The sequence below is a fragment of the Gynuella sp. genome (genome assembly GCF_050297175.1).
Classification (GTDB): domain Bacteria; phylum Pseudomonadota; class Gammaproteobacteria; order Pseudomonadales; family Natronospirillaceae; genus Gynuella.
In genome coordinates, this window is sequence record NZ_JBNKSF010000059.1 from 73142 (window position 1) to 99276 (window position 26135).

The 26135-nt window shown below is 47.8% G+C and carries 28 protein-coding genes; 14 read left to right on the forward strand and 14 right to left on the reverse strand.

The annotated features are described in order from the left end of the window. The first annotated feature begins 36 nt into the window (after positions 1–36). Positions 37–192, forward strand: coding sequence for a hypothetical protein (locus tag ACQY6I_RS22300; RefSeq protein WP_428243755.1), 156 nt, complete (start codon positions 37–39; stop codon positions 190–192). 99 nt (positions 193–291) lie between these two features. On the opposite strand, the gene ACQY6I_RS22305 is transcribed toward ACQY6I_RS22300, so the two are convergent. From ACQY6I_RS22305 to ACQY6I_RS22335, 7 genes are all read right to left on the reverse strand, one after another. Then, positions 292–741 (reverse strand): DUF2267 domain-containing protein, encoded by a 450-nt coding sequence (locus ACQY6I_RS22305; RefSeq protein ID WP_428243756.1) that lies wholly within the window; start codon positions 739–741, stop codon positions 292–294. A 157-nt stretch (positions 742–898) separates the two neighbouring features. After that, complete coding sequence (gene greB / locus ACQY6I_RS22310; protein WP_428243757.1) at positions 899–1408, reverse strand: transcription elongation factor GreB; 510 nt, start codon at positions 1406–1408, stop codon at positions 899–901. A gap of 14 nt (positions 1409–1422) precedes the next feature. Continuing rightward, positions 1423–3384, reverse strand: coding sequence for a bifunctional tRNA (5-methylaminomethyl-2-thiouridine)(34)-methyltransferase MnmD/FAD-dependent 5-carboxymethylaminomethyl-2-thiouridine(34) oxidoreductase MnmC (gene mnmC, locus ACQY6I_RS22315; protein ID WP_428243758.1), 1962 nt, complete (start codon positions 3382–3384; stop codon positions 1423–1425). Further along, a complete protein-coding gene (locus ACQY6I_RS22320; protein WP_428243759.1) occupies positions 3381–3947 on the reverse strand; it encodes a peptidylprolyl isomerase in 567 nt (188 codons plus the stop codon). The genes mnmC and ACQY6I_RS22320 overlap by 4 nt, the downstream gene beginning before the upstream one ends. Next, complete coding sequence (locus ACQY6I_RS22325; RefSeq protein ID WP_428243760.1) at positions 3940–4269, reverse strand: hypothetical protein; 330 nt, start codon at positions 4267–4269, stop codon at positions 3940–3942. Before ACQY6I_RS22325 ends, ACQY6I_RS22320 begins: the two co-directional genes overlap by 8 nt. Before the next feature lie 113 nt (positions 4270–4382). Further along, positions 4383–5060, reverse strand: a complete 678-nt coding sequence (locus ACQY6I_RS22330; protein WP_428243761.1) for a TIGR04211 family SH3 domain-containing protein — start codon at positions 5058–5060, stop codon at positions 4383–4385. 13 nt (positions 5061–5073) lie between these two features. Beyond that, the gene (locus ACQY6I_RS22335) at positions 5074–5373 is read right to left on the reverse strand and encodes a YciI family protein (RefSeq protein ID WP_428243763.1); all 300 of its coding nucleotides are present in this window, start codon (positions 5371–5373) and stop codon (positions 5074–5076) included. Positions 5374–5652: 279 nt separating this feature from the next. On the opposite strand from ACQY6I_RS22335, the gene ACQY6I_RS22340 reads away from it, so the two are divergent. The 5 genes from ACQY6I_RS22340 to rluB all read left to right on the forward strand — a co-directional run bounded on the left by ACQY6I_RS22340 (position 5653) and on the right by rluB (position 10435). Then, the gene (locus ACQY6I_RS22340) at positions 5653–6513 is read left to right on the forward strand and encodes a PHP domain-containing protein (RefSeq protein ID WP_428243764.1); all 861 of its coding nucleotides are present in this window, start codon (positions 5653–5655) and stop codon (positions 6511–6513) included. Positions 6514–6522: 9 nt separating this feature from the next. Next, entirely contained in the window at positions 6523–7146 is a 624-nt protein-coding gene (locus tag ACQY6I_RS22345) for an L-threonylcarbamoyladenylate synthase (protein WP_428243765.1), read from the forward strand. A gap of 140 nt (positions 7147–7286) precedes the next feature. Further along, positions 7287–8198, forward strand: a complete 912-nt coding sequence (locus tag ACQY6I_RS22350) for a segregation and condensation protein A (protein WP_428243766.1) — start codon at positions 7287–7289, stop codon at positions 8196–8198. Then, positions 8182–9597 carry an SMC-Scp complex subunit ScpB gene (scpB, locus tag ACQY6I_RS22355; protein WP_428243767.1) on the forward strand — a complete coding sequence of 472 codons (1416 nt, stop codon included), beginning with the start codon at positions 8182–8184 and terminating at the stop codon, positions 9595–9597. Before ACQY6I_RS22350 ends, scpB begins: the two co-directional genes overlap by 17 nt. Beyond that, positions 9581–10435, forward strand: coding sequence for a 23S rRNA pseudouridine(2605) synthase RluB (rluB, locus tag ACQY6I_RS22360; RefSeq protein WP_428243768.1), 855 nt, complete (start codon positions 9581–9583; stop codon positions 10433–10435). Before scpB ends, rluB begins: the two co-directional genes overlap by 17 nt. A gap of 40 nt (positions 10436–10475) precedes the next feature. On the opposite strand, the gene ACQY6I_RS22365 is transcribed toward rluB, so the two are convergent. Beyond that, positions 10476–11030, reverse strand: a complete 555-nt coding sequence (locus ACQY6I_RS22365) for a thioredoxin family protein (protein ID WP_428243769.1) — start codon at positions 11028–11030, stop codon at positions 10476–10478. Between the two features lie 91 nt (positions 11031–11121). Between ACQY6I_RS22365 and pdxH the strand changes: the two genes are divergently transcribed. Together pdxH and ACQY6I_RS22375 are read left to right on the forward strand one after the other, a co-directional pair. Continuing rightward, the gene (gene pdxH / locus ACQY6I_RS22370; RefSeq protein ID WP_428243770.1) at positions 11122–11763 is read left to right on the forward strand and encodes a pyridoxamine 5'-phosphate oxidase; all 642 of its coding nucleotides are present in this window, start codon (positions 11122–11124) and stop codon (positions 11761–11763) included. A gap of 22 nt (positions 11764–11785) precedes the next feature. Next, on the forward strand, positions 11786–12487 hold the full coding sequence (locus ACQY6I_RS22375; RefSeq protein ID WP_428243772.1) for an SIR2 family NAD-dependent protein deacylase: 702 nt from the start codon (positions 11786–11788) through the stop codon (positions 12485–12487). Here the strand turns inward: ACQY6I_RS22375 and ACQY6I_RS22380 are convergent. From ACQY6I_RS22380 to ACQY6I_RS22405, 6 genes are all read right to left on the reverse strand, one after another. Next, positions 12480–13283 carry a TatD family hydrolase gene (locus tag ACQY6I_RS22380; RefSeq protein WP_428243773.1) on the reverse strand — a complete coding sequence of 268 codons (804 nt, stop codon included), beginning with the start codon at positions 13281–13283 and terminating at the stop codon, positions 12480–12482. The genes ACQY6I_RS22375 and ACQY6I_RS22380 overlap by 8 nt on opposite strands. Positions 13284–13361: 78 nt before the next feature. Then, on the reverse strand, positions 13362–14306 hold the full coding sequence (locus ACQY6I_RS22385) for a GGDEF domain-containing protein (RefSeq protein ID WP_428243774.1): 945 nt from the start codon (positions 14304–14306) through the stop codon (positions 13362–13364). A 299-nt stretch (positions 14307–14605) separates the two neighbouring features. Continuing rightward, positions 14606–15373, reverse strand: a complete 768-nt coding sequence (locus ACQY6I_RS22390) for a YciK family oxidoreductase (RefSeq protein ID WP_428243776.1) — start codon at positions 15371–15373, stop codon at positions 14606–14608. A gap of 4 nt (positions 15374–15377) precedes the next feature. Then, the gene (locus tag ACQY6I_RS22395; RefSeq protein WP_428243777.1) at positions 15378–16052 is read right to left on the reverse strand and encodes an HAD family hydrolase; all 675 of its coding nucleotides are present in this window, start codon (positions 16050–16052) and stop codon (positions 15378–15380) included. A 1-nt stretch (position 16053) separates the two neighbouring features. Further along, entirely contained in the window at positions 16054–16755 is a 702-nt protein-coding gene (gene ubiG / locus ACQY6I_RS22400) for a bifunctional 2-polyprenyl-6-hydroxyphenol methylase/3-demethylubiquinol 3-O-methyltransferase UbiG (RefSeq protein ID WP_428243778.1), read from the reverse strand. Positions 16756–16769: 14 nt separating this feature from the next. Next, positions 16770–18092, reverse strand: a complete 1323-nt coding sequence (locus ACQY6I_RS22405; RefSeq protein WP_428243779.1) for a TRZ/ATZ family hydrolase — start codon at positions 18090–18092, stop codon at positions 16770–16772. A 263-nt stretch (positions 18093–18355) separates the two neighbouring features. Here ACQY6I_RS22405 and gyrA point away from each other — a divergent pair, with 263 nt between their 5' ends. From gyrA to cmk, 6 genes are read left to right on the forward strand one after another with little or no spacing between them, the layout of a single operon-like run. Further along, on the forward strand, positions 18356–20983 hold the full coding sequence (gene gyrA, locus ACQY6I_RS22410; protein WP_428243781.1) for a DNA gyrase subunit A: 2628 nt from the start codon (positions 18356–18358) through the stop codon (positions 20981–20983). Positions 20984–21037: 54 nt separating this feature from the next. Beyond that, entirely contained in the window at positions 21038–22117 is a 1080-nt protein-coding gene (gene serC, locus ACQY6I_RS22415) for a 3-phosphoserine/phosphohydroxythreonine transaminase (RefSeq protein ID WP_428243783.1), read from the forward strand. A 9-nt stretch (positions 22118–22126) separates the two neighbouring features. Further along, positions 22127–23236: a prephenate dehydratase gene (gene pheA / locus ACQY6I_RS22420; protein ID WP_428243785.1), complete on the forward strand. Its 1110-nt coding sequence runs from the start codon at positions 22127–22129 to the stop codon at positions 23234–23236. A gap of 23 nt (positions 23237–23259) precedes the next feature. Continuing rightward, positions 23260–24366, forward strand: a complete 1107-nt coding sequence (gene hisC / locus ACQY6I_RS22425) for a histidinol-phosphate transaminase (protein ID WP_428243786.1) — start codon at positions 23260–23262, stop codon at positions 24364–24366. Further along, positions 24363–25286, forward strand: coding sequence for a prephenate dehydrogenase/arogenate dehydrogenase family protein (locus tag ACQY6I_RS22430; RefSeq protein WP_428243788.1), 924 nt, complete (start codon positions 24363–24365; stop codon positions 25284–25286). The genes hisC and ACQY6I_RS22430 overlap by 4 nt, the downstream gene beginning before the upstream one ends. Continuing rightward, the gene (gene cmk, locus ACQY6I_RS22435) at positions 25279–25974 is read left to right on the forward strand and encodes a (d)CMP kinase (protein WP_428243790.1); all 696 of its coding nucleotides are present in this window, start codon (positions 25279–25281) and stop codon (positions 25972–25974) included. The genes ACQY6I_RS22430 and cmk overlap by 8 nt, the downstream gene beginning before the upstream one ends. Positions 25975–26135: the final 161 nt, after the last annotated feature.

A 26135-nucleotide genomic window follows, 5' to 3' on the forward strand; every position in this document is an offset into this window, starting at 1 on the left:
CCTTGTTTTTACCCGGTCCGCATTGGATTTTACCCAATGACCGATACATCCCTGCATCAGTATGAATCCGGCAACCTTTGTGGCCAGGTTAATATTATCGTGGCAATCAAACAGGTCGTCCTGATCTATTTGATGGTTGCCCCGAAAAATCCGGCGCTGTTGCGCGAGACACCGAATCGTCGGACTGTTTGATTTTTCGTGGCGGTCTATAGCGTGGTCCGATGTCTCTGTGCGTCCATACATCACTGTTAACCCGATCTATTTAACACAAGGTTCGTATATGCTTTGAATTCAGGGGTGGTTATGGGGTTGCCAAAACTCCATGGCTCCATCAGGAAACGTGCTCAGCAGTCGATCCATTTCTTGCTCATCAACCTGATTGCGTAGCGCCTTGGCGACATCATTGATGGGATCTCCAGTCAGGTGGGCGAAGTTGTGTTTGGGGCGTAATTCAGCCACTTCTTGGTTCATCTGCTGTCGATCTGTAAAAGCTTTCTGTTGTTCGTTTGGATTCCAATCACTGACAAACAAGGCGCGAAGGCCAACCGGTAGTGTATCGGCAAACAGTATGGCCTGTTCCAGGCTGAGACGTCGGCGAAATACCTGAAAGACACCTTGCGCAAGAGTATAGGCCATATGGCCACTGCCGAAATCGGCATTGTTTTTTACATCCATCAGAAATTCCTGAAATTTTATGGTCGCGACCTGGTACTCTTTGGGATAAGGCATGAGAGGACTCATATGGGATCTTATTTAAGATCGACATTAAACATTAGCCAGCTGTGATGACAAGACCTTCAATGGTCTTGTTGAGTACAGCTTGATCAGCGTCGGAGATATTCAAATAGCTGTATCAACGTTTCTTATTTGCCTGTATTAGGTGGCGGTTCTAAAGAGGCTAAAGCTTATCTGCACTATGGTAACTGATTGATTCTATCCAGTATTCAATGGTGCCGGCCGGGCGTACGACGGTGACTTCGTCATGCAGTGATCGTTTTAATAATGCCTGGGCCAGTGGGCTGTCCATACTGATGTATCGCTTGTCACTATCAAACTCGTCCGGCCCGACAATGCGCACTATCAATTCGTTGTCGTCCTCATCCATCAGTTTTACCCAGGCTCCAAAAAAGACTTTGTCCTGTTCTTTTGGAACACCGTGAACGACATTAATGTTGTCCAGTCGTTTGCCCAGATGACGTAGACGGCCATCAATTTCGCGCAGCCTTTTTTTTCCATAGATATACTCGGCATTTTCTGAGCGGTCACCCAATGCCGCAGCTGCTCTGACTTCTTCGGTGACAATAGCGCGCTCCTGCCAGAGTTGACGGATTTCGTCCTTAAAACGTTCATGCCCTTCTGGAGTAATGTATTTAGAACCGGGTTTACTGGGTGGACGATAACGGCTCATATTCGCGGGTCACTTTAAGGCTGTTGTTTGAGTTGTTTGATGATAAATCGGGCCGGGTGCAGATGGTCAACGATATCGATTTCGACCGGTAGTGGTTCTGAACATATCATGGCGGCAATCATTTCCCCACATAATGGCGCTGACGTGAGTCCACGGGAGCCATGGCCGATGTTGCAATACAGTCCCGGCAGATATTGCGGCTGTGGCCAGCGACTGTGGCGCTGATTGAGATTGCGATAGTGTGCCCGATAATAGTCCCAGTCCGGTAGTGGACCTGCGATGGGCATATAATCCGGTGTGGTGCATCGAAACCCAACTCTACCGTTTAGTTCCGGCGTTTCATCGAGGTGGTTTTTCAGAGTGGGAAAGCAGGAAAACAGGTTGTTCAGGTTTTCCTGATGATCAGATTCCCTCAGTTCGGTGGAGTTGTCATTGAGATTAAAGGTTGCGCCAAAATTCAGTTGGCCATTACGTACTGGCGATACGTAGCCTTTAGCACACAGTACGGTGGTCAGTGGTATATCCGTATTAATTGTCGCGGCTGAGGTCTGGCCACGGATGGGTTTGATGGGCAGATTCATCGTGGCCGCAAAGTTTCGGGCCGCATTGGCGTTGGCAAAGATCACCTGAGTAAAGGGGCCATGACGTTGACCTTGTTGGTCGGATAGTACCCAGCGCTTATCGTGCTCCATGCTCAGCCTCAGAATTTGAGTGCCCGTGTGTATCCGGACACCCTGCAGCAATTGCTGACATAACGATGGCGGATGTACCCAACCTCCATCTGACAACCATAACCCCGAGTTAGTATCAATCCCTGCACGCTGGCTGGCGTCACTCTGATTAACCGGCTCAACCAGAAAATCCGAATAGGGGTCTTTGGAATTGAAATTTTGTTGCCGTTGTCGTTCCTTATCATTCCAGCCACTGATTAGAACGCCACAGGACTGCCATTCAAGCTCATCAAGCCGGTGGTAACAGCGGTTGGCAAACCCAAATGCCTGGCTGTAAAAACGATTGTGATAGGAACTTTCCCAGGAGGGTTTGATGTACAGTGCTCCCTGTGCATTACCAGACGCTTCGCTGGCAATGCTCTGGTGTTGTTCAAATACCTCACAGGCAATGCCTCTGCGGCTCAGGGCATAAGCACTGCTGGCACCGGCCATACCGGCACCGATGATGGCGACTCGCTGCACTTGTTGTTCATTGGGCAACTGGAACCAGGCTGGATGAGTATTTGGCAGTTGTGGCCCTATGCCGGAAAACGAGCCGATAAGCATATCCCGTTTTCGACCAAACCCTTGAGTTTTTTGGACTTCGAAACCTTGGCCCTTCAGACCTCGGCGGACGATACCCGCGGCGGTAAATGTGGCAAAGGTGGTTTGGTAGTGGCTCAGGCGGGCGATTTCGCTAAATAAGGTGTCGCTCCACATGTCTGGGTTTTTGCTGGGGGCAAAACCGTCCAGAAACCAACAATCAACGGTACTTTGTAGTTGCGAAAACATCCGATCTGCTTCGCCAAACATTAACGTCAGTTGTAGAGCCTCAAAATCCAGCCGGTGAAAGCCTGGAATCAGATGGGGATAAGCATTCAAAATGCGATCACACAGCTCCCGGAACTGAGGCCAGTGCTGATAGATCTGACGAAGATCCTGAAGCAGGAAGGGATGTTTTTCGGCGCTGATAAAGTGTAACCGACAGGAATTCGGGATCTGCCCGTCGATTTGCATGGTTGTGAACAACGAGGCAGCGACTAAAAAGTTAAGGCCCGTACCAAAACCGGTTTCGGCAATTACAAAGGTCTGCCCCGGTTGTAACTGGGCAAAGCGCTCAGGCAGTCGGTTGCTGTTGACGAATACATATTCGGTTTCTGCGATTCCTCCTGCTTTGGAAAAGTATACGTCGTCAAAAACAGTGGAAACCGGAACGAGGTCAGCCTGCCAGGAAACCTGGGCAGGCAGGATGCGGGGGGTATTCACTCAGTCTTGCTGTCTTCGATGGTAATTGAAATGATTTTGACTGTTTCTGCTGGTACATCACTGTAGGCACCAACACGAGTGGTTTGGACCCGGGCGATTCGGTCTACGGTGTCCATGCCATCAATCACTTTGCCGAAAACGGCATACCCGGGTTTTGCGGGATTGGCGTAGTCGAGAAAATTATTGTCTTTGTGGTTGATGAAGAATTGTGAAGTGGCGCTATTTGGATCATTGGTTCGAGCCATGGCAATGGTGCCACGCAGATTACTCAAGCCATTATCAGCTTCATTTTTGATCGGTGCATTGGTCTGACGCTGTTTCATACCAGGCTCAAAACCTCCACCCTGAATCATGAAACCGGAAATTACCCGATGAAAAATCAGACCATCGTAATAGTGGTCGTTGGCGTATTGGACAAAATTGGCGACAGTGACAGGGGCCTTGTCTGCATACAGTTCAAGAGTCATGGTGCCAAGGCTTGTTTCGATCACTGCTTGTGGGTTGGCTGCAAAAGATCCGCTACTTAATAGCAGTCCGAAAATCAGTAAGTATTTTTTAAACATGGTTATGTCTATCCAGAAGTTTAAGCCAGTGAGAAAAATGTTTTTTGGGTAATACCAGATCCGATTGGGAAAACTTGTCCATTTGTGTGACGGTGTAGTTAGTGGCCAAGTGAAGTTCCCATTGCACAACGACATCATCTGCAATATCGATCAGCGGATGCAAGTTATCCTGTTGTCGAAGATGCCGGACCAACAGCCCGCACCAGCGGACGATTTGAAAGTGACAGTAATTGGACTGTGCACCTTTTTGTCCCTGTAGCAATAATTGACGTAAATTTTCCGCGTCAAACTCCAGAGAAATTTCGCTGTCAGACCAGGACATAAACGAATTCCAAGAAATAGTTCCTGTTGACTAATGATAGCCAGAGCCCTGGTTTTGCCAAAAGATTCCGGATCATAAGTCGTCCCTGATATGGGCTAAGGCTGATATTTGCCTCAGGCCCAGCCGTCTTTGCGGCCACTGGAATTCAGTCTTGGCAATATCAGGCCAAGTACAATGCCGACCAGCATGATAGTGCCACCGATAATCCAGTTGCGACTTTCATGGCTGGAGGTCAGAGACTGAACCTGTAATTGAGCACCTTCAACTTCATTTTTCAGGCGCTCATTTTCAACCAGCAGTTCACGATTACGCTTTTCAAGGTTGATCGCATTCGCGGCAGTGTTCTTGATCTGCTCAAGTTCACTCTCCAGGGTTTCTTTTTCCTTCGATAGTTTGCTGAGCTGAGTCTCGGTTTCTTCACTATTGGTTTGTATGTTTTCCAGTGAATTTGAAGTCTTGGCCAGTTTCTCTTTCAATGCAGCCAGTTCTTTTTCGACAATCGCCAGCTGCACTTCTGCAATAGGTGTGCTTCTCAGGTAGCGGTCAGGAACCCAGCCTTCCACGCCACTTCGGGTACGAACAAATGCCCATTTTTCGTCGTCGTTGTAATTCAACACTTCCAGTTTGGTGCCGCTTTTTAAACCTTTGTTGATGATACGGTACTGACTTCCGGCACCTGACCGTAGTGGTACCCAGAGTACATCCGTCACATACTTGTCTTCTGCAAAAGAAGGCATAGGGATCATTGCCAGCGCCAGCAATAATCCGGTGAGAGCTAAGAGTCTGGTCATTGTATTTCCTAAATTATGGTAAGACTTTTTTAAATGGTTTCACCATGACACTGGCGTAAACACCAGCTTCGACATAAGGGTCCGCATCTGCCCATGTTCTGGCCTGTTCGAGGCTATCAAACTCAGCGATGACGACTGAACCGGTAAATCCTGCTTCCCCCGGATCATCGCTGTCGATGGCCGGACAGGGGCCGGCGATAAGCAGGCGACCCTCACTTTTTAACGCTTCCAGTCTGGCCAGGTGTGCCGGACGAGCGGATTTACGTTTTTCCAGGCTGTTGTCGATGTCCTGGGAAATAATGGCATAAAACATGTGTGATCCTTATCTGTTGGAATCAACATTAAAAACCGTCGCCACAGGTGGGCATACATTACTGAAGCGACAATACTTAAAAAAATAAAATTCGGATACCCTATTGTTTCCGGTCATAGGGAGTTTTTCATTGTTCGTTATCTGTCGACGATATTGTTTTGAGATGTTAGCGTTGTGCTTTCTCAAAAACGACAATTCATCCTCCCAATACTCTCAAAAATTAGTGTGAGCAGGTGCTATTGCATACAATACTACTTTTGATTTTTTTAAAGGCCAAGCATGATAGCAACTGCCCGTCAGTGTTCCAATGCCAGATATCTCAATGTTGACCTTCATTGCCACAGTCTTTACTCCGATGGTGAACTCACTCCTCATCAGTTGGTAGAACGAGCGGTCGAAAAAGATGTTGTCGTATTGGCGCTGACTGATCACGACACGATTGCCGGTGTCAGGGAACTGCAACAAGCCGCTGCCGGATGCCTGCAGATCATCACCGGTATCGAGTTCAGCAGTGTCTGGAACGGAGTAGGCATTCATATTGTAGGTCTTAACTTTGATCTGGATGTTATTGCCGAAGCGACAGCAGAACAGTTGTTGGCGCGAGATAAACGGGCTCACATTATTGCTGAAAGGCTCGAAAAAAAAGGATTTTTCGGTGCTTATGAAGGTGCCAGATCTTATGCTCAGAACAGTTTGGGCAGGGTTCATTTTAGCCGTTGGATGGTTGACCAGGGATATTGCCGAACACAGGCTGAAGCATTTAAAAAGTGGCTTGGTGCCGGTAAATTGGGCGATGTCAAAGTGCAGTGGCCGGAAATGTCTCAAGTGATCTCGTGGATACATGACGCAGGTGGGGTTGCAGTTCTGGCACACCCGATAAAATATCGCATGACCAATCGTAAGCTCGCCATGCTAGTGGGTGAGTTTGCTGCGCACGGTGGTGACAGTCTTGAGATTGCTACTGCCGGGGTCGATGTTAATCAGGTGAAAATGCTGGCCCGGATTGCCGGTCAGAATGGTTTGTCTGGTTCAAGGGGCAGTGATTTTCACGGCCCCCGGCAATTCTGGTCTGAGCTGGGTAAAGCGCCCAGTCTTCCCGCTGAGGTGCCGCCAGTATGGTTTGGTTTCGTTAATGAATAAAGGAAGAGTATGAGTCAATATTTTGCAATACATCCGGAAAACCCGCAGCCACGACTGATCGTTCAGGCTGCTGAGATTATTCGTGCCGGTGGTGTGGCTGCTTATCCGACGGATTCAGGTTATGGGCTGGGCTGTCAGATTGCCAACAAGAATGCGCTGGAGCGTATCCGGGAGATTCGCCGGATCGATGATAAACACCATTTGACGTTAGTGTGTAAAGACCTGTCCGAGCTGGCCAATTATTCCCGGGTGGATAATGCCGCATTTCGTATGATTAAGAACAATACCCCGGGGCCCTATACCTTCATTCTGGAAGCATCTAAAGAAGTTCCTCGCCGTTTGATGCATCCGAAGAAAAAAACCATCGGTTTACGTATCCCTGATCATCCAATCACCCAGGCCTTGCTCTCAGAACTGGGAGAGCCATTGATGAGTACCTCATTGATTCTGCCTGGAGAGGCCGAGCCAATGGTAGAGCCCTGGGAGATCCGGGATTTGCTGGAGCATCAGTTGGATCTGGTAATTGACGGCGGTTACTGTGGTATCGAATCAACTACGATTGTGAGTTTGCTGGATGAAGTTCCTGAGATCATCCGTAAAGGCTCAGGTGATGTATCTCCATTCTTATTCTGAGTCGGTCCATGCAGGTGACAGTCCGGGGTTTCCTGGTGTTTTGCTTGGTAATTATTGTTGGATGATCAGTGATGGTATTAACTGGCGACGATAACCCGTTATAATCCCTCCGTTTTATCTTCTTGGAATAACACCTGTCTATGACAGAATTGGAATCGCAAAATCCCGATACAGTGGAAGAAAGCGGAGTCGGCCTGACAGAAGCCCGGGAGATGGCCCGCCAGTTTCAGCAGGAGATGCCGTTTGCGGTCGTTTCCGGCAAAACCATGACGCAGTTGCCGCTGGATCTTTATATTCCTCCTGATGCTCTGGAAGTATTTTTGGATGCTTTTGAGGGCCCGTTGGATTTGTTGTTGTATCTGATCAAGAAGCAAAACCTTGATGTACTAGAGATCAATGTGTTTGAGATTACTCGCCAGTACATGGAATACGTGGAACTGATGCGGTCTCTCAATCTTGAGCTGGCGGCTGACTATCTGGTCATGGCTGCCATGCTGGCAGAAATTAAGTCTCGGATATTGCTGCCCCGGAATACGGAAGAGGGGGAGGAAGATGAAGAGGATCCAAGAGCTGAGCTGATTCGCCGGTTGCAAGAATATGAGCAATTCAAGCAGGCCGCTGAAGATCTTGATCAGGTGGATCGTGAAGGTCGCGACTTTTTTACCCGAGAGAGTTCCCGTTCCGATCACAACACCCAGGTGGTGTACCAGGATATAGAAATGCGTGAGCTGGTTTTGGCATTTCGGGAAATATTGCTGCGTGCAGACATGTTTATTGACCATCAGATTTCGCGTGAAACCCTGTCCACTCGTGAGCGGATGTCTGAAGTGCTTGACCGTCTGCGAGATCGCGCCTTTGTACCCTTTGTCAGCTTGTTTAAGCCAGATGAGGGCAAGCTTGGAGTAGTGGTGACATTTCTTGCAGTTATGGAGCTGTGTAAAGAAGGTCTGGTAGAACTGCTGCAGCATGAAATTTTTGGTCCCATCCATGTGAAAGCAAAAACTGACTCGACCACAGAAAATGAATCCGGTGAATATGAACAATCCGAATAATCCTCAAAAAGATGATCAATCCTCTGTAAGCGCAGAGGTTGCTGTAGATCAGACTGAGTTGCAGTCTGATGAGACACGGACTGAGCAGCAGGATTTGTCTGAACTGGCTGCTTTAGATGGCCTGGAGCAGTCTGCCGATGTCATGCCTGAGACGGCAGATCTGCATGAACTGGCTCTGTTGGACGGTGTCGATCTGGAGTCATCGGAATCCGAGGTTGATATCGCTGATGAACTGGCTGCCTTGCAGGCGATGGATGGTATATCCGCCGAGGAAGTGACAGCTGAGGAAATTCTTACCATGCCGGTGGAAGACATTGAGCCGGAAGTGGATCGAACGAAAGAATTGATTGATGAGCAGTCTTTGTCTGAACAGGACTGGCAAGGCTATACCCGTGAATATCTGACTCCAATCCTCGAAGCAGCAGTGTTTGCACATGGGAAACCATTGTCGCTGGAACGTATGTTGACACTGTTCGATGCTGAACAATTACCTTCCAAAAAATGTTTGCAGTTTTGTCTGCAGCAGTTGGCGATTGAGTATCAGAGTAGAGGGGTTCATCTGGTTGAAGTGAAATCAGGGTGGCGTTTTCAGACCAGTGCCCGAACTGGTGAGTATGTCCAGCGCTTGTGGGATGAAAGGCCTCAGCGTTATACCCGAGCCACACTCGAAACCTTGGCACTGATTGCCTATCGGCAGCCAATTACCCGTGGTGAAATCGAGGATGTCAGAGGTGTGTCTGTCAGTACTCAGATTGTTAAATCATTACAGGAACGGGATTGGATTAGAGTTGTCGGTCACCGTGATGTTCCCGGTCGTCCGGCGATGTATGCCACAACCCGGGAGTTTCTCGATTATTTTGGCCTTAAATCCCTGACTGAGTTGCCAAGCCTCTCTGAGATCAAGGATCTCGATGATATTAATCCGGAGTTGGATCTGGCGGGTGATGAAAGTGATGCAGATGAGACCAGTGATTTTGACAAAGCCGTCGATGAAATGAAGGCCGCTGCTGCTGTCAGTGAAGAGCAAAGCTATATTGATCAGGAATTGAGCAACGAGCTTGCAGCGATGGATGGTGTCAACTTGGCTTTTGAGCAGATGCTTGCTGCCCAGAGAGCTTCGCTGCAGGAAGATGAGGAACCGGCGGAAGGCGTTGATACAGAAGAAAAAACCACTATCGAATCGGAAACAGTGACGGAAGATGCTCTGATCCCTGAGCAGGCAGAACCTGTCCTGCCAGAAAGTGAAACGACGTCTTATCAGCCTGATCCCCCGGTAATGGATACCGAAAATCTGAGCGAAGACGAAAAAATAGCAATTATTCAGGCTAAACTGGCAGCACAGGCAAAATTGCTGGCAGAGGCTGAAGAACAACAGGACGATAATGAAACAGAAGACTGAAAACAGCAGTAATTCCACCGAAAAGCTGCAAAAAATTCTGGCCAGTGCCGGATTGGGTTCCCGGCGGGAAATGGAGCAGGCGATCGCTGATGGTCGTGTATTGCTTAATGGCGTATTGGCTCGCCTGGGAGATAGGGCAAGTAGTGAAGATACGATTTCACTGGACGGTCGCCCAATTCCCTCCGTGGCTAGAAAAAGTGTCCGTCGCGTGTTGATATATAACAAACCGGAGGGTGAAATCTGTTCCCGTAAGGATCCGGATGGACGACCAACGGTATACGATCATTTGCCTAAAGTACCTGGTGAGCGCTGGGTAGCTGTTGGGCGCTTGGATATCAATACCAGTGGTCTGCTATTGTTTACCAATGATGGTGAGTTGGCCAATACCTTGATGCATCCTTCCAGTAATGTTGAGAGAGAATACGCAGTCAGGGTGCTGGGTGATGTCAACATTGACATGATTCAGCGTATGCATGAAGGCGTTCAGTTGGAAGATGGCTTGGCCCGCTTTACTGATATCCAGGAGTTTGGTGGGCGTGGTGCCAATGTTTGGTACCACGTGGTGATCATGGAGGGACGTAATCGTGAAGTTCGACGGTTGTGGGAAAGTCAGGGCGTGCAAGTGTCGCGGTTAAAGCGGGTACGTTACGGAAGTGTGTTTATGGATCCTGACGTTCGTGCCGGTACCTGGAAGGAAATGGATAAGAAGGCTGTAGACTTACTGGCTCAGTCTGTAGGCTTGCCTTCCAAACCCTGGGCGTCATTGTTTTCCGGTAAAAACGATCGTCTCAAACGTCAAAGCAATCGCCAGAGAACGCGCCGACATGTGAGTAAGTAGATAAGAGAGGGCAGGACCCTCCTTATTTTTATTGTCGTCTTTATTCTTTCCACTTGATGTTACAACCCACACTCGGATTTTGAGTACCTGAATAAGCGGTTTTGCCAACAATAGCCTCAGCCGCTTCCAACAGATCTTTGCCAGTAATGGGATTGCCATTCCCCGGGCGGCTGTTATCAAGTTGTCCGCGGTAAAATAATTTCAGATCCTGGTCATACAAAAAGAAATCCGGAGTGCATGCAGCGTCATAACTTCTGGCAGTTGTCTGTGATTCGTCATAAAGATAAGGGAAGGTGAATCCGTGCTCTTCAGATATAGCCACCATTTTGTCCGGGGCATCTTCCGGATAATCGGTAATGTCATTGGCATTGATCGCCACCATCCCAATATTCATATCAGCAAGCTTTTGGTGTAAGGGTTCAAGAAAGCCGGCGATATGTTTTACGAATGGGCAGTGATTGCACATGAATACGACCAACAAACCGTTTTCACGAGCGGCTTCAGACAGGCTGACATGCCGACCCTGGCCATCTGGTAATTTGAAGTCTGGAGCGATACTCCCCAGAGGGGCCATTATGGAAGGGGTAAGTGCCATAGAAATACCTCATCAGAAGTTAGCAACGGATCTGTACTTCAGTGATGATACCAGTATAGTCACGCAGTGACATGGGGAATGGAAGGTAATTGTGGATCTAAGTGATATCAGAAGAGAATACCTACAGGGCGGACTTCGCAGAGAAAACCTGCTCGCTGACCCGATTGATCAGTTTGAAGTCTGGTTCAAAGATTCAGTAAAGGCCAAAGTCAACACAGATCCGACGGCCATGTGTGTGGCTACAGTGGGGCCGGATGGTCGTCCCAGCCAACGCATCGTTTTGTTGAAACATTTTGATCAGCGGGGGTTTGTTTTTTATACCAACCTGGGGAGTCGTAAGGCCAGCGAGATAGAACAAAACCCTAATGTCTGTCTGCATTTCGGTTGGGTGCCGTTAGAGCGCCAGGTCATTATCTATGGACGCGCACGACAGTTGTCTGTGACTGAAACCACGGCCTATTTTCTTTCCCGGCCAAGGGAGAGCCGGATAGCGGCCTGGACATCCCATCAGAGCCAGAAGGTTTCCGGTCGCAAAATGCTTGAGCAGGCATTCGCACAAATGAAAGCCCGGTTTGCTGAAGGAGATATTCCGCTGCCATCTTTTTGGGGTGGTTATCGCGTTGAGGCAACAGAGATTGAGTTCTGGCAGGGAGGCGGTAATCGTCTGCATGATCGCTTCATGTACAGCAAAGATGAAACCGGGCAGTGGCTGATCGATAGGCTTCAGCCGTAATTTTTTCGAGAGGGTTGAACCATTGAAAGACAATATTGAACGCCAGAAAGTCGTTGTGTTTTCTGGCGCGGGCATCAGTGCTGAAAGTGGTTTGAAAACATTCAGGGATTCAGATGGTTTATGGGAAAATCACTCGATACATGATGTGGCAACGCCTGAAGCCTGGTTGCGTAATCCCGAACTAGTATTGCGTTTTTATAATGAACGACGCCGACAGCTTGAGACTGTGCAGCCTAATTCGGCCCATCTCGCTATCGCGGCTTTGGAGCGGGCGTATGATGTGTTCGTCATTACTCAAAATGTCGATAACCTGCATGAACGAGCCGGTTCAAGTACTGTATTGCATCTGCATGGAGAGTTGACAAAGGCGCGCAGTACGGCGGATGAGGCTCTGGTTTATGAGATTGGCAGCAAGGCTATTGAACTGGGAGATCAGTGTGAGCATGGCAGTCAATTGCGTCCTCATATCGTCTGGTTTGGTGAAATTGTTTCAGGGTTGTCAGAGGCTGCGGAACTGATCAGTCAAGCAGACAAGATCATAGTGGTTGGAACCTCGTTGGAAGTTGAGCCGGCCGCCAGTTTGGTTCATCTGGCTCCAGCACATGCTGAAAAAGTAGTGATTGCGCTGAATCTGCGCAATCGTCCTGCAGGCTTTGAGTATTACCAGGAGCGGGCTGGTGAGGCTGTTCCCAAGGTGTGTCAGCGCTGGCTGGAGTTCAATTGATTTGAAATAGCGAGCGGGCGTTCTCAGTCAGTTGTCGGGTTAAGCTGACAACTTCAACATTCTTCTCCTGTGCCATTCGTTCCAGGATAAACGGCAGGTACTTGGGCTCGTTGGTCACTCCCCGATAAGGTACGGGTGTTAAATATGGAGCATCCGTCTCAACTAGCATTTGGGTAACCGGGGTGGCACGCAGAATTTCTCTGACATTTTCGGCTTTGTTAAACGTTAGTATGCCGTTGAAGCCCAAATGAAAACCTTCCGACAGACAGAATTCCGCGAGTTTCAGGCCAGAAGTGAAGCTATGTATTACGCCTTTGCGTGGCAGGTCGGAGGAAAAGTTCTTCAATATTGCTTGGGTGTCTTCGTCCGCTTCGCGAGTGTGAATGACCACTGGTAGTTGAAGTTCACAGGCAATCGCCAGCTGGGTTTCAAATACTTCTCGCTGGATCGCGCGGTCAGCATGATCGTAATAATAATCGAGTCCAATTTCCCCAATAGCAACTACTTTAGCATGATGGCTGTTGTCACGGATGGTGGTAAGTGTTTGTGGAGTAAACTTTTCTGCTTCGTGGGGGTGAATTCCCTGTGTGCAATAAACCTGATGGAAGCGATTAGCAATATCCAGGACAACGGGCAGATTGTCTGGCTCAGTGGCAATTGTCACAATGCTTTCAACACCAACATCGGAAGCCTGTTCGATCACGGTCTCCAGTTCGAAGTTTTTGAGGTAGTCCAGGTGACAATGTGTTTCGATAATTGTCTGGTTAAATATTGGAATGGGCTTACGCTTGCTCATAGAAAGACTGTCCGCTAAATCGCGGTGTTATAGGGGATATGCTGAAAGGCGTCAATGCCTGAGCTTATATCGATAAACTCAGGAGGCCAGCTCTTTGGCAATTATGGTTCTGTTTTTACCGGTTGCCTTTGCAATATACATGGCATCATCAGCTGATTGCAGCAGTTTTTCGACATCCATGCCGGGTTCCAGTAAAGCTGCTCCTATGCTGACTGTGATAGAGCTCTTGTGGATGCCTACTTCAATGCCCTCACTGATGCTTTCATTGATCCGTGTACCAATGACTTGTGCCTGTTCTACTCCAGTATTGCTCAATATCACGACAAACTCTTCTCCGCCGAAGCGAAAACACATGTCTGAGGAGCGGATGACATTGACAATATTCTGAGCGGCATTTTTCAGCACCGTGTCTCCGGTGAGGTGGCCATGGTCGTCATTGATTGCTTTGAAGTTATCGATATCAATCATCAGAATAGATAATTCCTGACCATGGCGGTCTGCCAGGTCCCGTTCCCGCTGTAATGTTTTCATCAGCGCTTGCCGATTGCCTACACCAGTGAGTGAGTCTGTTAATGCGCAGGAGAGGGCTCGGCGATATTGCAGGCTGTTTTTTAGCGGATAAATAAACAGATCGAGTAACGATTCCAGTACCATCAGTTCTTCTTCTTTAAAGCGACGGCTGCGGCAGAATACGATTTCACCGTAGGTGTCTTCATTCGCGGTTAGCCGATAAGTGACTTTGTGTTGATTTTGACGGCCGACCATAATGCTGATTTGCATACCCGGGTATCGGTAGTTGATACCGTGTACCTCTACTGCTTTACTGATTTCTTCATAAACAATCCGGACCAATCTCTCAGTGTCCAGAGTTGTTTGTAATAACAAACTCATACGGAGACGAAGATCGCGAAGGGCATCTGACTTGGTAATACTCCCCAGTTCAACAGAACTTCCCTGATCGATCTTGGGAAACAATGTTTTTTGTTCATTAATTGAAACTGGCGGTTGATAGTTGGTACTCATTAACCCGTCTCCAACAGCGATATAAAGAGTGAAGCAATTATGTGCGAGTGGAGCCAGAATCATGCCAATCAATAAACCTGGTTGGATCTTCTATAAATTTGCAGGTAAATGATGAAAAAGGACGGAAAAACATTGCCATATGCGGCAATGTTACCGAATTTGGGGTTGGAGCCGGCAGTTATTGGCCTGCTGAAAAGAAAGGGGGTAGCCGGTTTATTTCGACAAATTATTGACTTTTAGTAATGCATATTAAATGGAGAGTCATTAAACCGGCAATATTTTGCCAAATAGAAGCAAGCTTAGTAGTCAATCATTTGGCCATGGATGTGCTGGCTTTGTTTTGACATCAAATACAAGTACAGGGGCATTAATTGTTTGGGGGACTTTAAAGTTTCAGGGTTTTCGGCAGGATAGGCTTGTGCCCGCATAGCGCTCTGAGTGCCCTTGGGGTTGATGCTGTTGACTCTCACGGTTGAGATGTTTTCGAGTTCATCTGCTAGGGTTTGCATGAGTCCTTCCACTGCAAATTTTGATACCGCGTAAGCGCCCCAGTAGGCTCGACCCATTCTACCGACAGACGATGACGTAAATAGAATCCTGCCTGCTTCGCTTTTTTGTATTGATGGCAATAGGTAGCGACACAAGTAGAAACAGCTATCGACATTGGTCTTCATTGTCTGTTGCCAGACGTCTGGCTTGAAGCTGGAGATGGGTGATCTTTGTCCGAGGATGGCTGCATTCAGTAATAGCACATCAAGCTGTTCCAGTTCCTCCTCGACAGCGCGGGCGAGAGTCCGGTAGTCGTCGACGGTTGCGGTAGCAAGGTCGAGGATATATATCATGGGTTCAGGATAACCTTGTTGAACAATCTCATCATAAACCTGTTCCAGTTTTTCCTGGTTCCGACCAAGCAGAATGACCGTAGCCCCATATTTGGCGCATTCTATTGCGGCACATTGGCCAATACCGGAGCTTGCTCCAGTAATCAAAATGTTTTTCCCCTGAAGCTCCTGGGTGTCTGGCTGCCAGCCTGCGGGAACAATATTGGTGATGATTTTTGATTCCATAATATTAGTCAGACATATTGCATAATTGGGTAAGAATGTGAACCGCCTGTTCTGAGTTATCGGCATGATAGTCAGCTGGCCAGTCGTGGAAGTTTTCTTCTCTTGGATAAAAGCCGTATCCGCAGGCAAGGGATTTGACCCCGGCTGCGGCTGCGGCTGCGATATCTTTGCTATGGTCACCACAATACAGAGTTAGGGCAGGATCTGATTCCAGCCGGTTCATAGCTAAGAGAATTCCTTCTGGATCCGGTTTGACAGTTTTGACATGGTCCGGACAGATCAGGACGTCCAAGTATTGTGATAACCCCAGGCTTTCGATAATGGGGTTGGCCAGGCATTCAGGTTTGTTAGTGACCACTCCCAGTTTGATCTCTTGTTTGTTGGCATGTTTGAGCCATTCCAACAAGCCAGGGTAAACGGTTGCGCCTCGTTCTGGGTATTGTTGATACTCACGAATGTAATCGTTTCGTACCTGCTCTATTTGTTCGCGGCTGATTTCTTCTGCCCAGGCACGCTGAATAATTATTCTGGCTCCGGCAGAAATCAGCTCCCGGATACTGTCATCGTCCATGGGGGCTTGATCATGATCTGCCAGGGTCTTGTTCATCGCCAGGATAAAACCTTCAGAGCTGTCGACCAGGGTGCCGTCAAGGTCAAAAAGTACTGTATTGATAGCCATGTCAGGTATTGGGTTTCCGAGTCTGAACTATATAGTTAACACTTTGGTCACTGCCCAGTTTGTATGTCCGTGTTAACGGGTTGTAACTCAGGCCGGTACTGTCTCCGCGAATCAAGCCAGCCTGTCGGGTCCAGCTTTGTAATTCAGATGGGCGGATAAACTTTTGATAGTCATGGGTTCCGCGAGGCAATAGCTTTAAAACGTACTCTGCACCGATTATGGCAAACAGGTAGGATTTTGGATTGCGATTCAGGGTTGAGAAAAATACTTGCCCACCAGGTTTGACCAGTTTGCTACAGGCTTCGACGACAGATGCAGGATCGGGTACATGTTCCAGCATTTCCATGCAGCAGACCAAGTCGAACTGGCCGGCCTCTTGAGCAGCAAGTTCTTCAACCAGAATCTGCTGGTATTCAACGTTTTGCAGACCGGTATCGAGAGCATGGAGTTTGGCTACGCTTAGTGGGGCTTCGCCCATGTCAATGCCTTTTACTGTGGCACCGCGATGTGCAAATGCCTCGGCCAGGATTCCTCCGCCACAACCAACATCCAGAACCTTTTTGCCTGCAACCGGACAGCGCTCATCGATGTAGTTGGCGCGTAATGGGTTGATTTGATGCAAGGGTCGAAATTCACTCTCAGGGTCCCACCAGCGACTGGCCAGGGCCTCGAACTTCCCGATTTCAGCCTGATCAACGTTCATACTGTTCTCCGCTGTTAAGATCTTGCGGCGACAATTTTGCTTTGCCATGCTTGAGCTGTAGAGATTAGCTCGGCCTTGGATAATGTAGTCAGCTCTCTATTTGCCAGCAGCTGTTTGCCGCCGACCCATACGTCAGTGACCTGATTGCGTGTGGTTGCATAGACCAAGTGTGAAACCGGGCTAAAGATCGGCTGGCTTTCAAGATCGGACAGGTCAACAGCAATGATATCCGCCAGTTTGCCAACTTCCAGGCTGCCTACATGCTTATCCAGGCCCAGTGCTTTGGCGCCATTGATTGTGGCCATAGCGAGTGCTTCTCCGGCTGGCAACGCTTCGGCGTTCATAGCAACCGCTTTGGCCAGTTGAGCCGCTGTACGCATTTCTCCAAACATGTCCAGGTCATTATTGGAAGCTGTGCCATCGGTGCCTAGGGCAACGTTGATACCTTGTTCCTGAAGTTTGTGGACGGGACAAAAGCCGCTGGCCAGTTTCAGGTTTGACTCTGGGCAGTGCATTACGTGAGAGCCGGTTTCTGCAATCAACTGAATATCTTCGTCATTCAGTGCTGTCATGTGAACGCATTGCATATGCGGACCCAGTAGACCAAGATCATAAAGTCTTCTGATTGGGCGTTTGCCATATTTTTCAATGCTTTCATCCACTTCACCCTGGGTTTCATGAACGTGCATTTGAATCAGAATGCCCTGGTCCTTAGCCAGCTGGGCAATTTTCTCCAAGGGTTCATCAGACACGGTGTACGGAGCATGAGGGCCGAATACTACATGAACCTGGTCGTCGTTGGCGTATTGCTCTCTTAGGGCCAAGCCTTTCTTTATATATTCGTCCGGATTCTGTGCCCAGGCTGTTGGGAAATCCATGATTGGAAAGTTCAGTTGTGCCCGAATGCCAGCTTTTTTGACTTCGAGTGCGGCTTGTTCAGGGAAAAAATAGTTATCTGAAAAAGTTGTGGTACCGCAGCGGATCATTTCGCCAATCGCAATTCTGGTGCCGTCAGCAACAAATTCTTCACTAACCCATTTACCCTCGGCCGGCCACATGTGGTCATTGAGCCACGTCATCAGTGGCAGGTCGTCAGCCATTCCTCTGAACATAGTCATGGCGGCGTGGCCGTGAGTGTTAACCAGTCCGGGCATTAGCACGCTGTCGCCAAGATTGAATGCTTCGCCAGCCTCAAACTGCTGCTGGGCTTCGTCAGCGGGCAGAATAGCCTTGATTTTCTGTTGATCGATTACCAGGGCATGGTTTTCCAATACTTCTCTTTGAGCGTTGACTGTGACTATCCAGCGGCTGAATAAAATGGTGTCGGCTTTTTGCATAGATACTCTCCCGTTCGGGCGGTGAAACTTGGATGGAATGCGCGGATGCTAAACTATTCTCTCAGTGAATGCATGCCGCATTCTGGCAAGGGCAGCGCAAGTGATTGATTCTGGTACCAAAAAGCAGAACTGCGCTGGCTCTTGAATGTGCCGATATGCTATTATCCGGCGCCTATTTGTGCCAGCCGTGAAGGGGTCTGCGACGGTTGTAAAACGCGCGATTTGATAGAAACAGATAGACCCGAAAAAGGAACCTTTTTTCTATGGTCGATACCGCCAAAGAAATCCTACCCATAAATATCGAAGAAGAGCTAAAGCAGTCATATTTGGATTACGCTATGAGTGTAATCGTGGGACGGGCTTTACCCGATGTTCGTGATGGTTTGAAACCTGTGCACCGGCGAGTACTGTTTGCCATGCAGGAACTCGGGGCTGACTGGAATAAACCCTATTATAAATCTGCCCGTGTGGTCGGAGATGTGATCGGTAAATATCACCCTCATGGTGATTCCCCCGTTTACGAAGCGATTGTCCGTCTGGCTCAGCCGTGGGCAATGCGTTATACGTTGGTTAATGGTCAGGGAAACTTCGGCTCGATAGATGGCGATGCGCCTGCGGCAATGCGTTATACCGAAGTCCGGATGCGCAAAATGGCCCATTCTTTATTGGCGGACCTCGATAAGGAAACGGTTGATTTTTCTCCAAACTATGACGGTAAGGAGATGATTCCAGATGTTCTGCCGACCCGTGTTCCAAATCTGCTGGTCAACGGTTCTTCTGGTATTGCGGTTGGGATGGCGACCAATATCCCCCCGCACAATCTGGGTGAGGTGGTCGATGGTTGTTTGGCCATGATCGATAACCCAGCTATTGATATCGACCAGCTTATGGAAATCATTCCTGGTCCTGATTTTCCGACTGCGGCAATCATCAATGGCCGTAAAGGCATCGTTGAGGCTTATCGTACTGGCCGTGGTCGAATTTATATACGCTCCAGAACGTCCGTTGAGACTAACCCCAAGACTGGGCGGGAAACCATTGTGGTTTCAGAGATTCCCTATCAGGTCAATAAAGCGCGTCTCATTGAAAAAATAGCCGAGCTGGTTAAAGACAAGAAACTCGAAGGTATCTCTGAGCTGCGGGATGAGTCTGATAAAGATGGTTTGCGCATTGCAATCGAAGTCAAACGTGATGCGGTTGCAGAGGTGGTGATTAATAATCTGTATACCCAAACTCAGATGGAGTCTGTATTTGGGATCAACATGGTGGCGTTAGTCGACGGTCAACCTAAAGTTCTCAATTTAAAGGATATGGTTGAGGCGTTCATACGCCATCGTCGTGAGGTGGTCACCAGGCGAACTGTTTATGAGTTGAGAAAAGCCCGAGAGCGTGGTCATATTCTTGAAGGGCAGGCAGTTGCACTGGCCAATATTGATGAAATTATCGAAGTTATCAAAACTTCCCGTGATGGCGGTGAGGCCAAGACCAGATTGATCGATCGCCCTTGGGAGTTGGGTCACGTATCTGCGATGCTGGAACGTGCCGGTTCGCAGGATGCCTGTCGTCCGGAAGAGCTCGCTGAAGAGTTCGGTATTCGTGATGGTCAGTATTATTTGTCACCAGTACAGGCTCAGGCGATTTTGGATCTGCGTCTGCAAAAGCTCACCAGTCTTGAAAGTGACAAGATTATTGACGAATACCAGCAGATCATCGATTCAATTGCGGAATACCTTCACATATTGGGTAGTTATGAGCGTCTAATGGAAGTTATTCGTGAAGAACTAGTGGCTATTCGTGAAGAGTATTCGGATGCGCGCCGTTCTGAAATCATTGTTTCCAGGCAGGATTACAGCATGGAGGATCTAATCACTGAGGAAGATATGGTGGTGACGATTTCCCATGGTGGTTATGCCAAGTCACAACCGCTGGCTGATTATCAGGCGCAGCGTCGTGGTGGTCGTGGAAAAGCGGCAACTCAGGTCAAAGATGAAGATTATGTTGCTCATCTGTTTGTGGCCAGTACTCATACTACCATTATGTGTTTCAGTGACAGGGGCAAGGTTTATTGGCTGAAGGTCTGGGAAATCCCTCAGGCTGGACGAACAGCAAAAGGCCGTCCTTTGATCAATATCCTGAATTTGGATGACAATGAAAGAGTCACTGCTGTTCTGCCGATAGAGGGTTATGAGGCAAACAAATTTGTTTTCATGGTTACAGCTAAGGGAACTGTTAAGAAGACAGCTCTGGAAGCATTTTCCCGTCAGCGTTCATCTGGTTTGATTGCACTGAATCTGGATGAAGGTGATCAGTTGGTCGGAGTTGCTATTACCGACGGAAGTCACGAAATTCTGTTGTTGGCGAGTAATGGTAAGGCTGTGCGTTTCTCTGAAGAACACGTGAGGGAAATGGGGCGGACTGCTCGTGGTGTCAGAGGTATTCGCCTGGGTGAAGAAGCGGAAGTGATCTCGTTAATGATCCCTGATGATGAAGGTACTATTCTGACGGTTTCGGAAAAAGGTTATGGCAAGCGAACCAAAACCCAGGACTTCCCGACCAAAGGTCGAGGAACCCAGGGGGTGATCGCAATGATTGTTAATGATCGAAATGGTCCTTTGGTCGGCGCTGTGCAGATTTTTGAAGGTGATGAAATCATGCTAATCAGTGACAAGGGGACCTTGGTTCGCACCCGTAGTTCAGAGATCTCAGTATTAGGAAGGAATACTCAGGGAGTGCGTTTAATTAAAGTCGCTGAAGATGAGTCTTTAGTGGGATTGGAGCGAGTTGAGGAAGATAAGGATGTTGGTGTGGGAGATGTTGAGTTGATAGATGGTGAACAAATATCTACTGAACCTCCAGTATCCGAAGGTGAAGAAGATCTTCCTTCAGATTAATTGTTTGAGTGCGTTTTAGGTTTTTTGTTATTGGCAACGTAAATAGAGAGCATCATGACTAGATCTTTTAATTTTTGCGCAGGTCCGGCGGCTCTGCCAACAGAAGTGTTGGAGCAGGCTCAACAAGAAATGCTGGATTACCAGGGCAGTGGTATGTCGATTATGGAAATGAGCCATCGAGGCAAGATGGTGGTTGATATTTCCGAAACTGCCAAACAAGATTTAAAAGATCTGCTCTCGGTTTCCGATGACTATGAGATTATCTATATGCAGGGTGGTGCTACTGCCCAGTTCTCAATGATTCCATTAAACCTGTTGGGTAAAAACAACAGGGCGGATTTTGTAAACACCGGTATCTGGTCTCAAAAAGCAATTAAGGAAGCTTCAAGATATGCGGATGTCTGCATCGCTGCCACGACTGAAAGTAGTGGCTTTACGTGTGCGCCGGAACAAAGCGAAATAAATGTTCGTGATGATGCTGTCTATTTGCATTACACCCCTAACGAAACTATCGGTGGTGTGGAATTCTCCTATATTCCCGAGAGTCCGGTTCCGTTAGTTGCGGATATGTCCTCAAATATTCTTTCCAAACCGTTGGATGTTTCCCGATATGGGCTTATATATGCTGGCGCGCAAAAAAATATTGGCCCTTCTGGTTTGGTGTGGGTAATTGTTCGTAAAGACCTGCTTGATCAGGCTATGGACACAACTCCCTCTATCATGAATTATGCCCTTACCGCGAAAAATGCTTCGATGCTGAATACTCCTCCCAGCTTTTCTGTATATATGTGCGGATTGGTATTTAAATGGCTGAAGGCGCAGGGTGGGGTTGCTGCGATGGGTGAAATCAATGAGCGCAAAGCTGCTCGTTTATACAACTTTATTGACCAATCAGAGTTCTTTGCCAACCCAGTGGCGAAAGATTCCCGCTCCTTAATGAATATTCCGTTTACTTTGCGGAATTCAGAATTGGATAAGCAATTTCTAGCTGAGGCTGAAGCAGCGGGGCTGCGTAATCTTGCTGGCCACCGTAGTGTGGGGGGGATGAGGGCATCAATATATAATGCTGTGCCTGAACAGGCTGTTGATGCGTTGATTGAGTTTATGGCTGATTTTGAAAAGCAACACGGCTGAGGCGAATTAATGAGTGACTCAAGCGGCGCTGAAGAGCAACAGCTGTTAAAGCTGCGAGACCAAATAGATTCCCTGGATCTGGATATTCAAAAGTTGATTTCCGAACGAGCACGTTGTGCTCAGGAGGTCGCTGAGGTCAAAATGAAATCCTCTCAGGCAGAGAGTGTGGTGTTTTACCGGCCGGAAAGAGAAGCGCAGGTATTAACAAGGGTGATGGAGCGTAACGAAGGGCCGCTGGCTAATGAAGATATGGCGCGGTTGTTTCGTGAAATCATGTCTGCCTGCCTGGCCTTAGAGCAGCCTTTAAAAGTGGCCTATCTTGGTCCGGAAGGAACATTTACCCAGCAGGCAGCATTGAAGCATTTTGGGTCCCGGGTGATTACCCGACCAATGCCAGCTATTGATGAGGTGTTCCGGGAGGTTGAGGCTGGTGCAGTGAATTATGGGGTTGTGCCCATTGAAAACTCTACTGAAGGTGTAGTGAATCACACGCTGGATTCATTTTTGAGTTCAAATGTATTTATTTCCGGTGAGGTAGAGTTAAGGATTCATCAACATTTGATGATTGGTCCAAATACCCGCCTTGATAATATCACCAGGGTGTATTCGCACCAGCAGTCTCTGGCTCAATGCCGAAAATGGCTCGATGCTCATATGCCGTTGGCGGAGCGTGTGGCTGTAAGTTCAAACTCTGAGGCGGCCAAGCGAGTGCATTCTGAGTGGAATTCTGCTGCAATTGCCGGTTCAATGGCAGCAGAGTTGTATGATTTACAAGTGGTCTATGAAAAAATTGAGGACCACCCTGATAATTCAACCCGGTTTTTAATTGTAGGGAAGAATCGTTCCAAGCCTAGTGGCAGAGACAAAACATCCATCATTGTTTCCATGAAAAATGAGCCTGGTGCATTATATTCATTGTTGAAGCCTTTTAATGACCACGAGATTGATATGACTCGATTGGAGACCCGTCCTTCTTCTCATGGTAATTGGACATATGTTTTCTTTATCGATTTTATAGGGCATATGGAAGATGACAATGTTCAGGCTGCTATGCATGACATTAGCGAAAAAGCTGTGGAAATCAAAGAGCTGGGTTCTTACCCGGAGGCGGTACTTTAAGGGGCCATGAGGAACAAAATCAAATGACCAAGTCGATACCCGAGCTTGTAAATACAGGTATCCACAAACTGAGAGCCTATGAGCCGGGCAAGTCTATTGACGAGCTAGGAAGGGAATTGGGGGTTAGTCCAATTGTCAAAATGGCCAGTAATGAAAATCCTCTGGGACCCAGCCAAAAAGTTAGGGCTGCAATTGAATCGCATCTCGATAATTTGTGTGTTTATCCCGATGCGGATTGTTATCACCTAAAAACGCTACTGTCCGACAAGTTGCAGGTTAATAATAACCAGCTTGTTATTGGTAATGGTTCTAATGAAGTGCTTGAATTAATTGCCAAGGTGTTTCTACGAGACTCTGACGAGGTTATCTTTTCTGAGCATGCGTTTGCCATGTACTCAATATTTTCTGAGGCTATGGGAGCCACGTTAGTGGCAGTTAAGGATCGTAACTGGTGTCATGATCTGGATGCAATGGCCGATGCTATTTCAGAAAAAACTAAAATCATTTTTATTGCCAATCCAAACAACCCTACAGGTACCTGGGTAAGCAAAGGAGAATTGAAGGCTTTTTTGAAGTCAGTTCCAGAGCACGTAATTGTTGTGCTGGATGAAGCTTATTTTGAGTATGTCGACCAGGAAAATTATCAGTCTGGACTTCATTATATTGATCGTTTTCCCAATCTTGTGGTCACCCGAACGTTCTCCAAAGTATACGGGTTGGCAAATTTACGTGTGGGGTATGCGGTGGCCAGTGAGACGATAGCTGGCTATATGAATCGAGTGCGTCAGCCGTTTAATGTCAGTGGTATATCTGAGATTGCGGCTATCGCAGCTCTAGGTGATCAAGAATATCTTCTCAAAAGCCTCGAGACTAACGCGCTGGGAATGGCTCAGTTGCAAATGGGAGTTGAAGCCTTGAATCTTGATTACATTCCTTCCGTGGCGAATTTCTTAACTGTTCATGTGGGAGATGTGGCTCAGGATATATATCAAGCTCTGTTGCGAAAGGGATATATTGTCCGACCATTGAGTGGATACGGGATGTCGAATTATCTGAGAATATCTGTCGGTACTGAGGCGCAGAACCAAGGGTTCCTGGTTGCTTTAAAAGAAGTATTGGATAGCTTATGATAGCCAGTTTAACTGACAAAAATTTACTCGTCATAGGACTGGGTCTTATTGGTGGATCGTTAGCTAAAGCTTGTCGGCAGAAGAAGATATTCGCCAGTATCTCAGGCTTCAGTCGGAAGGCTGAAACGATGGCAGATGCTCTGTCACTCGGGCTTGTGGATGAAGTCAGTGGCGATATTGAAGCATTGGTCTCTAAAGCTGATGTCATATTTCTTGCGGTTCCTATTCTGTCGACCTCCGCTGTGATAGCGCAAATTCAACCTTACCTTCGGAATGATACGATTGTCACGGATGGCGGCAGTGTGAAAGGTAGTGTTGTCAAGGCTGGGTTGGAGTTATTGACCGATGATCAATTAAAGATGTTTGTTCCAGGGCATCCCATTGCTGGATCGGAAAGAAGCGGAGTAACTGCCGCTGACGAACATCTTTATGTTGATCACCGTATTATTTTGACACCCATTGCGGAAACTGAGCCAGAAGCTGTGCAGGTTGTTTCACAAATGTGGAAAAGTGTCGGAGCGGAAGTGGATGTCATGGCTTGGGATTATCATGATGAAGTGTTGGCAGCAACAAGTCATTTGCCCCATATGTTGGCATTTAATCTAGTCGACACGCTTTCCAAGCAGAGCGAAAACCGGGAGATTTTCAATTATGCTGCGGGTGGTTTCCGAGACTTCACGCGTATTGCTGCAAGTGATCCTACAATGTGGCACGATATTTTCATCGCAAATCACCGTGCGATATTAAAAGTGCTTGATAACTATCTTGACGAGTTACATAAGTTGCGCAATGCCGTTGCAGTGTCAGACGGAGAATATATGAAGTTTGTGTTTCAGGAAGCAAAAGAGGCCAGGGAGCATTTCTCTGAAATACTGGAAAACCGTGCCAGAAGGTTACATAGGTCTGCGACGCATGAATGATCTCAATTGTTCATCACCGGTTATTACCGTTGATGGTCCAAGTGGTGTAGGAAAAGGGACTCTGGCTATCCAACTGGCAGATGCTCTTGGCTGGCATTTTCTTGATTCGGGGTCTTTATATCGTTTAACTGGCCTGAGTGCTCGCAATCAGCAAATCGATTTCGCAAACCACCAGCAGTTGGCTGATGTTGCGGCTCATCTGGATGTTCAGTTCCTTCGGGATAGTCAGGGAGGTCTTCAGATATTATTGGCAGCTGAGGATGTAACTGCTGAAATCAGAACTGAACAGGTTGGTAATTTGGCTTCTCAGGTTGCACCGGTTGCAGAAGTCCGGCAGGCTCTTTTTCAGCGTCAACGTGATTTTCAGTTACCTCCTGGGCTGGTAGCTGATGGCCGGGATATGGGGACGGTCGTGTTCCCAGGCGCTGAGCTTAAGCTGTTTTTGACTGCAAGCGCTGAGGAAAGGGCAAAAAGACGTTATATCCAGTTGAAAGAAAAAAGTGTTGATGTTAGCATCGCCCGCCTCGCGGAGGAGGTCCGGCAACGTGATGAGCGAGATACTAATCGCAGTATTGCTCCTCTTTGTCCTGCTGATGACGCCGTAATGATTGACAGTACTGAAATGACAATCGAAGAGGTGTTTGAGAGTGCAATGACATATGTCCGGGATCGTGGTTTGAACCTGTAGTTCTCTCTTTATTTTGCTTGATTTTTTCGTGGCAGCCAGACGAGGCTGTCATGTTTTATTAATGGGGCGGTCTGAAAACTTATCCAGCATTGTTTGATGATTGCGAAACTGGGTTGACCCCTTTTGGCTGGAACGGGGCAGAGCCAGAAAATACAGTTAGA